Consider the following 6,979-nt stretch of genomic DNA (forward strand, 5'->3'; position numbering starts at 1 on the left):
GGACGGGACCTCGCGGCCCGGCGCGACACGGCACCGCCCCTCGCGGGACGGCGGGTGATCGTGACGGGCCGCGAGGTCCCGTCCCACCTGGCGGAGGTAGTGGTCCACGTCGAGGCGCATGTGCGGGCGTTTCCCGCCCCACCGCTCCCGGGCCGCGGCCAGTTCGGTGGTGACCGCCGCGAGCATCCGGTCGCGCGACGGCCTGGGCAGGCGTCCGGAGAGGTGCGCGGCCAGCAGCCTGCCCTGCGCCTCCACGACCGGGAGCGCCGAGCCCGTCGACTGCATCAGCCCGACGAACGAGAGCGCGGGCTCGTCGAGCGGGAACACGTGCCGGTACAGCGGCAGCCGGGCGGGGTCGGGGACCAGTGCCGGGTCGAGGAAGGGGACGGTCGCGCGGTATCCGGTGCACCACAAGATGTGGTCCACCTCGTCCTCGTGTCCGTCCGTGAAGCGCACCCGGAGTCCCTCGAGGCGTTCGATCCCCGCACGCACGCCGATCCTTCCGGCGGCGACCAGGGCCGGGACCGTGTCGCTCAGCGTCGGATGGTCCTGCAGCACCCCCTCGCGGGAGGCGGGCAGCGCCGCCCCGTTCCCTCCGCTGCCGGTGAGCCGCAGCATCGCCTGGGAGACCTGCTGGCGCAGCCGCCACGGGAGCACGGCGGCGAGGGCTCCGTTCCACTGGTCCGTGGGCCGGCCCAGCAGCCGCTTCGGCAGCACCCACACCCCGCGCCGGGCGGACAGCAGCACCCCGCTCGCGTGCTCCGCCAGCTCGGTCGCGATGTCCATGGCGGAGTTGCCGGTGCCCACGACGAGGACCCGGCGGCCCGCGAAGGCGGTGGGTTCCCGGTAGGTGTGCGCGTGCGAGGCCGTCCCCTCGAACCGGCCGGGGTACGGCGGTTCGGGCAGGCGCGGGGTGTGGTTGTGCCCGTTCGCGACCACGAGGTGGGCCGCGGTCTCCTCGCGGACGCCGTCGGGTCCGGCCAGGCGGAGCAGCCAGCCCTCCGGCGTGCGCCGCGCGGCGACGAGTTCGGTGTGCGTGCGGTAGTGCCGGTCGGCACCGAAGCGCTCCGCGTACCCCTGTACGTAGGACAGGAGTTGGGCGCGTGAGGGGTAGTCGGGCCAGTGCGCCGGCATCGGGTGGTCGCTGAACTCGGTGCGCGGCCTGGAGGTGTTGAGCCGCAGCCCCTCGTACGCGGCGGTGTCCTCGGCGAGCCGCCACAGCCCGCCCAGTTCCCCGGCCCGCTCGATGCCGTACACCTCCACGCCCGCTTCGAGGAGCGCCTTGACCGCCGCGATGCCCGCGATCCCGCCCCCGACGACCGCCACCCGCCCCGGCAGCGCCGTACCTCGCCCTGCGTCCATCGCGCCCGCACCCTCTTCCGGAATTAATCCAACGGTTGCTGGATTATTACTCCGTCCCGGCGGAGGCACCAGCCCCCGCCGGCCCGGCGTCCGGCCGGGCGCCGTAGAGGGCCTCCAGGAAACGGCGCACCCAGACGCGGAACTCGTAGCGTTCGCGCTCCCGCTCGGCGGGGGAGGCGGCCGCGAGGGCGGTGACGTGCCCGTGCGCCGCCCACACCAGGCTGCGCACCGTGACGTGCGGGGTCGCCTCCCGCACCGTTCCCGCGTGGGCCGCCTCCAGGAGGACCCGCTCGACCTCGCCGTACAGCGGCAGCGCGTACGCCTCGTCCAGACCGGTGCCGCGGGCGGGGTCGAGCCATCTGCGCAGCCACAGGAAGGTCGTGTGCGGGTGCTCCTCCAGGAAGTCCACGAAGGCCTCGGCCAGCGCGCGCAGCGCCGCGGCGAACGGCGCCCCGCCGTGCGGCGCGGTGCGGGCGAGTTCCGCCACCAGCGGGGCCAGCGCCGCCCGCTCCGCCTCGTGCACCCTCTCGAAGCACGCGTCGTAGAGGGCGTCCTTCGAGGGGAAGTGGTGGTGCAGGCTCGACACGTCGATGCCCACCCGCGCCGCGATGTCGCGCAGCGAGGTGCCCTCCGGCCCGCGCGCCGCGAACAGGGCCGTCGCCTCCCGCAGGATCAGCTCGCGGGTCGGCGGCCCCTCCCGCGCCCCGCGCCGGGGTCTGCCCGGTCCGCGCCGGAGGGGTTCCTGGCCCTGGGTGTGCGAGCTCTTCCTCATCCGGCTCAGTCTGGCTAGGATCCGCTGACTTCGCAATCAAACAGGTGAGGGATAAATGGACGTCTCCGCTCGACCCGGGCCCCTCCCTCCCGGCCGGCAGGACCGGGCGCCCGACGGGGAGGGCGGGAACCCGCCCCGCTCCGCGCTCGTGCGGTACGCGCTCGGCTCGGCCGGCATGGGCGTCTACGTGACCGTCCCCGGCCTGCTGCTCCTGTACTTCCTCACCGACACCCTCGGGGTGACCCCCTGGCTGGCGGGCCTCGTCCTGCTCGTGCCGAAGGTCGTGGACGTCGTCCTCCACCCCTTCGTCGGTTCCCTCTCCGACCGGGAGCGGGTCCGCCGCGGGAACAGGCTGCGGCTGCTGACGGCGGGCTGCGCCCTCGCCCCGGCCTTCGTCGCGCTCTTCGCGGTGCCCGCCCCCGTGGCCGACCGGCCCTGGGCCGCGGCCGCCTGGGTCGCCGGCTGGTTCGTCGTCGCCAACGTCCTCTTCGCCTCCTACCAGGTGCCCTACCTCGCGACGCCCACCGACATGACGGTCGGCTACCACGGCAGGACCCGGGTGCTGTCCTTCCGCATGATGGTCCTCACGGCCGGCATCCTGGCCGGCGGGGCCCTGGCGCCCCTGCTGGCGGGTGAGGGCGACTCGGTCGCCCGCTACGTGGTGATGGCCCTCGTCCTCGGCGTGTTCACCGTCGTCTTCCAGGCCGTCGGCGTGGGCGGTGTGCGCGATCTCCTGCCCCCCGGGACACCGCGGAGCGCCCGGCCCGCGGCCCCCGCCGGGCGGCGCGGGCCCGGGGCGGCCCTGGCGGAGGTGCGGGACGTACTGCGCCGCAACGTGCCGTTCCGCGTCCTCACCCTCGGCTACCTCCTCACCTCCAGCACCACCCACCTCGTCCTCGCCGGGCTGCCCTACTACACGCGTCACGAACTGCACCGCCCCGGCTTCACGACCGTCCTGATGGCGGCGTTCGTGGCGCCCGCCCTGCTCACCACCCCCCTGTGGTTCCGCCTCTCGCGGCGCTGGGGCAAGCAGCGCTGCCTGCTGCTCGCCCAGGGCGCCTTCGTCGCCGGCGCCCTCGGCCTGGCCGCGGGGGACGCGGCGGGCCCCGCGGTGCCCCTGCTGGCCACCCTCGTCCTCGGGGTGTGCTTCGCGGGCCTCCAGCTCTTCCCGTTCTCGATGGTTCCCGACACCGTCCGGGAGGCGGGCCGGAGCGAGATCGAACGGACCGGCGCCTACACGGGGGTGTGGACGGCGACGGAGGCCGTGGGCGCGGCGGTCGGCCCGTACCTGTACTCGGCGGTCCTGGCCCTCGGCGGGTACGCCGCCGCGCGGGCCGGCGAGGAGGTCACCCAGACCCCCGGTGCGCACACCGCGATCCTCCTGGGCTTCACGGTCCTGCCCGCCCTCCTGATGGCGGGTTCCCTCGCGGTGCAGCTCCGCTACCGCCTCGACGCACGGGCCGCACGGACCCCGGAACCCGGCGCCCCCTGAACCGCCGGCCCGGGCGCGGAGCCCCGACATCTCGCGCCCGGCCGCCACTTGGGGCACGGTGGAGTGACGTGCGACACAGGAGGCGGCCCCCGGACCGGCGGAAGCCGCCGTCGAGAGGAGCACCCGCATGTCCAACCACACCTACCGGGTCACCGAGATCGTCGGCACGTCACCCGACAACCTGGAACAGGCCGTCCGCAACGGCGTCGAGCGCGCCTCGCAGACCCTGCGCCATCTGGACTGGTTCGAGGTGACCCAGGTGCGCGGCCAGATCGAGGAGGGCCGCATCGCGCACTGGCAGGTGGGACTGAAGGTCGGCTTCCGCCTGGACGAGCCGGCCTGAGCCACCCGCCCGTCCCCGGAGGCGGCCGCGAGCGGCCGGGCGCGTGCACGGCACGGGAGCCGTGCGCACCCGGAGGGGAGCGGGAGGGGCGGACGTCAGGCCCGCCCCTCCCGCTGCTGTGCCGCCTTCAGCTCCCTCGACGGGGCCGTCCAGCGGGCGTGCACCACGGTGAACCCCGCCCGCCGGGCGTCCGCGCAGACCGGTTCGCCGTCGTCCACGAGCACCCGGATCTCCCGGGTGCGGGCGAGGCGGCGCGGGATCGCGGGCTTGGTGTACCGGGCGGGCCGCCGGTCGGCGTCGCCCCGCAGGTGCAACGGCCCCTCGGGCAGCCCCTGGGCGGCCAGCCGGTCCAGGGTGGCGCGCCGGCAGCGCTCGGGACGTCCGGTGAGGTAGACGATCCCGCGCGCTCTCGTGCACCGGGGCGACGCCCTCCGCGAAGAAGGCGTCCCGGTCGCGCGGCCCGCGCCCCGGGTACCGCTGCCGGTGCGCGGTGCCGGCGAGGGTGTCGTCCAGGTCGAACACGGCGAGCGGGCGCTTGTCACGGTCGGTCACGCCGTCCGGCCCGGGCAGGCGGCACGCGCCCGCTCGCCGCGCCCCCGGGCGATGCCCGCGGAGGGAATGCCACGGCGGCCCGGACGTTGAACCGGAGGTGACCTCGCTGCTCTCCCGGACCCGTTTCTCCGTCCTCGACCGCTCCCGTGTCCGTGAGGGGCACAGCGGTTCCGAGGCGCTGCGCGACACCGTGTGCCTGGCGCGGGAGGTGGAGGCGCTCGGCTACCACCGCTTCTGGGTCTCGGAGCACCACGGCGTGCCCGGGGTCGCGGGCTCCGCGCCGACCGTGCTGGCCGCCGCCGTCGCCGCGGCGACCCGGACGATCCGCGTCGGCACCGGCGGGGTGATGCTGCCCAATCATCAGCCGCTCGTCGTGGCCGAGCAGTTCGGGGTGCTGGAGTCGCTCTTCCCCGGGCGCGTCGACATGGGCCTGGGCCGTTCCGTCGGCTTCACCGGCGGGGTGCGCAAGGCGCTGGGACGCGGCAAGGACGACGCCGAGGACTTCGGCGCCCAGATCGACGAGCTGCTCGGCTGGTTCCGCGGCACCTCCCCCACCGGGGTGCACGCCCGTCCGGCCGAGGGCCTGACCGTGCCGCCGTTCGTGCTGGCCATGGGCGAGGGGGCGACGATCGCCGCCCGCGCGGGCCTGCCCCTGGTCATCGGCGACCTCCGCGGCCGCGACCGGATGCGGCGCGGCATCGACCGCTACCGACGGCACTTCCGTCCGTCCGCCTGGGCGAGCGAGCCGTACGTGGTGATCTCCGGGACGGTCGCCGTGGCGGGCACGCCCGGGGAGGCCCGCCGGCTGCTGATCCCGGAGGCCTGGTCGATGGCGCATTCCCGAACCCGCGGCACCTTCCCGCCACTGCCGCCCGCCGAGCGCGTCGAGTCGTCCGCCATGACGGCCAGGGAACGCGACCTGTACGAGTCCGGGCTCGACGGCCACGTCGCCGGCACCGGGGAACAGGTGGCCGGCGAGCTGGAGGCCGTGCTGAAGGAGACGGGGGCCCAGGAGGTCCTCGTCACCACCAGCACCCACGACCGTGCGGCCCTGCTGGACTCCTACCGGCGGCTCGCCGCCCTGACCGGACTCGCCGGTCCCGCGGGCGCGGCGGATCCCGCGCGTCCGGAGGGCGGCGGCGCGGCGCGCCGGTGAGCGGACCCACCGGCGCGTACGCGGCGCCCTCCGCTCATGTGCGGCCCCGGCGCGGGGCGTCGCGGCCCCGTCCGGCGGTGTCGTCCCGCCGCGCGGTGGCGTCCGGGATCCCCTCGCTCTCGATGCGTTCCTTGCGGACGCGGCCCCGTACGGTCTCGTTCTCGGTGCGCTCCTCCATGGTCAGCCGCACCCGTTCGACGGGGACCGCCCTGGTCTCCACGACGGGCCGCTCCTCGTGCAGCGTGATCTCGTAGTCGGCCTCGCCCATCTCCGCGCCGGACAGCGCGGCCTCGCGGTCGGCCTCCGCGATCGGCTCGCGCACCAGGCGCACCTCCTCGTGGCGCACGGGCACGGTCTGTTCGACGTCCTCCGTCACGACGTACTTGTGGAGCCGGGCCCGTCCGGTCTCGCGCCGCTCGACGCGGACGTGCATCTCCTCCTCCATGCGCGTCATGGACTCGGCGCCCTGTGCTGCCCGCGCGCCGGTCCCGCCCGCGGTCCCGGTGACACCCTCGGCGCCGGTCCTGCCGGAGGCCGTCGGCGTCCCCGCCGCGGCGGCCGACGCCGTCCCCGTGGTGGCGGTCGTCCTGGTCGCCGTCCGGTCCTTGCCCGGAGTGCGGGCCGTACCGGCGGCGGCCGCCGTCCCGCTCCGGCCCGCCGCGCCCGCCGTTCCGGCCTTGCCCATGCCGGGGTGCTTGCCGGTCCGGCCCTCGCCCGAGGTCTTGGGGTCGTCGCGCAGCACGCCGGCCCAGTCGATGCCGTAGTAGTCGTACAGCCGGTGTTCCTCCGCCTCCGAGAGGTGGCCGTGCGAGTCGACGTCGACGTCGGGCGCCCCCTTGATCTTCTCCTTGGGGTAAGGGACTTCGAGGTGGTCCTCCACCAGTTCGGCGTCGCGGATGGGGATGAACGACTCGCTGGTGCCGAACATGCCCGTCTTGACGCTCACCCACTCGGGACGGCCGCTCATGTCGTCGAAGAAGACGTGCTTGGCCTCACCGATCTTGTTGCCCTCGCCGTCGTAGACGGGGTGATCCAGGAGGATCCTGACCTCATCGCGGGTGATCATCTGGCCTCACCCTCCTTTCAGGTGTCACTCCCGTCCGGATGTCCTTCCCGGCGCGGTAAAAACTTCACATAAGGTACAAAGAGCGCTTAATTTTCGACAGTGCTCACTTCCGGAGGCCGTATTCGGGGGCCCTCGGCCGGGCCACGGCCGTGTGGCCCGGCCCCGCGTCCGGTCCGCCGGCCCGCCCGGGGACCGGCCCGTGACCGGCCGGGTGCTCCCGCTCCGGCCCGCCGCGC

The 6,979-nt window shown here is 75.1% G+C and carries 6 protein-coding genes and 1 pseudogene; 3 read left to right on the top strand and 4 right to left on the bottom strand.

What is annotated here, in order from left to right; translation table 11 throughout:
• Positions 1-1,362: flavin-containing monooxygenase (locus AOK18_RS12960; RefSeq protein ID WP_157865084.1), on the bottom strand; the 1,362-nt coding region annotated here is incomplete at its 3' end.
• Positions 1,363-1,408: 46 nt separating this feature from the next.
• Complete coding sequence (locus AOK18_RS12965) at positions 1,409-2,134, bottom strand: TetR/AcrR family transcriptional regulator (RefSeq protein ID WP_055694441.1); 726 nt, start codon at positions 2,132-2,134, stop codon at positions 1,409-1,411.
• Between the two features lie 55 nt (positions 2,135-2,189).
• Between AOK18_RS12965 and AOK18_RS12970 the strand changes: the two genes are divergently transcribed.
• On the top strand, positions 2,190-3,626 hold the full coding sequence (locus AOK18_RS12970) for an MFS transporter (RefSeq protein WP_079104990.1): 1,437 nt from the start codon (positions 2,190-2,192) through the stop codon (positions 3,624-3,626).
• A gap of 127 nt (positions 3,627-3,753) precedes the next feature.
• Positions 3,754-3,969 (top strand): dodecin, encoded by a 216-nt coding sequence (locus AOK18_RS12975; protein ID WP_055571473.1) that lies wholly within the window; start codon positions 3,754-3,756, stop codon positions 3,967-3,969.
• Positions 3,970-4,064: 95 nt separating this feature from the next.
• On the opposite strand, the pseudogene AOK18_RS12980 reads toward AOK18_RS12975, so the two are convergent.
• Positions 4,065-4,521 (bottom strand): annotated as a pseudogene (locus AOK18_RS12980) (phosphatase domain-containing protein).
• Between the two features lie 97 nt (positions 4,522-4,618).
• Here AOK18_RS12980 and AOK18_RS12985 point away from each other — a divergent pair.
• The gene (locus tag AOK18_RS12985; protein WP_055694443.1) at positions 4,619-5,677 is read left to right on the top strand and encodes an LLM class flavin-dependent oxidoreductase; all 1,059 of its coding nucleotides are present in this window, start codon (positions 4,619-4,621) and stop codon (positions 5,675-5,677) included.
• A 34-nt stretch (positions 5,678-5,711) separates the two neighbouring features.
• Here the strand turns inward: AOK18_RS12985 and AOK18_RS12990 are convergent, their stop codons facing one another.
• Positions 5,712-6,743, bottom strand: a complete 1,032-nt coding sequence (locus AOK18_RS12990; RefSeq protein ID WP_055694444.1) for a PRC and DUF2382 domain-containing protein — start codon at positions 6,741-6,743, stop codon at positions 5,712-5,714.
• Positions 6,744-6,979 lie beyond the last annotated feature (236 nt).

The sequence above is a fragment of the Streptomyces prasinopilosus genome, assembly GCF_001419695.1.
GTDB classification, from domain to species: Bacteria; Actinomycetota; Actinomycetes; order Streptomycetales; family Streptomycetaceae; genus Streptomyces; species Streptomyces prasinopilosus.

Excerpts from the sequence above, each read along its gene's own strand:
- AOK18_RS12975 (WP_055571473.1), top strand. The coding sequence starts at position 3,754 with ATGTCCAACCACACCTACCGGGTCACCGAGATCGTCGGCACGTCACCC.
- AOK18_RS12965 (WP_055694441.1), bottom strand. The coding sequence starts at position 2,134 with ATGAGGAAGAGCTCGCACACCCAGGGCCAGGAACCCCTCCGGCGCGGA.
- AOK18_RS12970 (WP_079104990.1), top strand. The coding sequence starts at position 2,190 with ATGGACGTCTCCGCTCGACCCGGGCCCCTCCCTCCCGGCCGGCAGGAC.
- AOK18_RS12990 (WP_055694444.1), bottom strand. The coding sequence starts at position 6,743 with ATGATCACCCGCGATGAGGTCAGGATCCTCCTGGATCACCCCGTCTAC.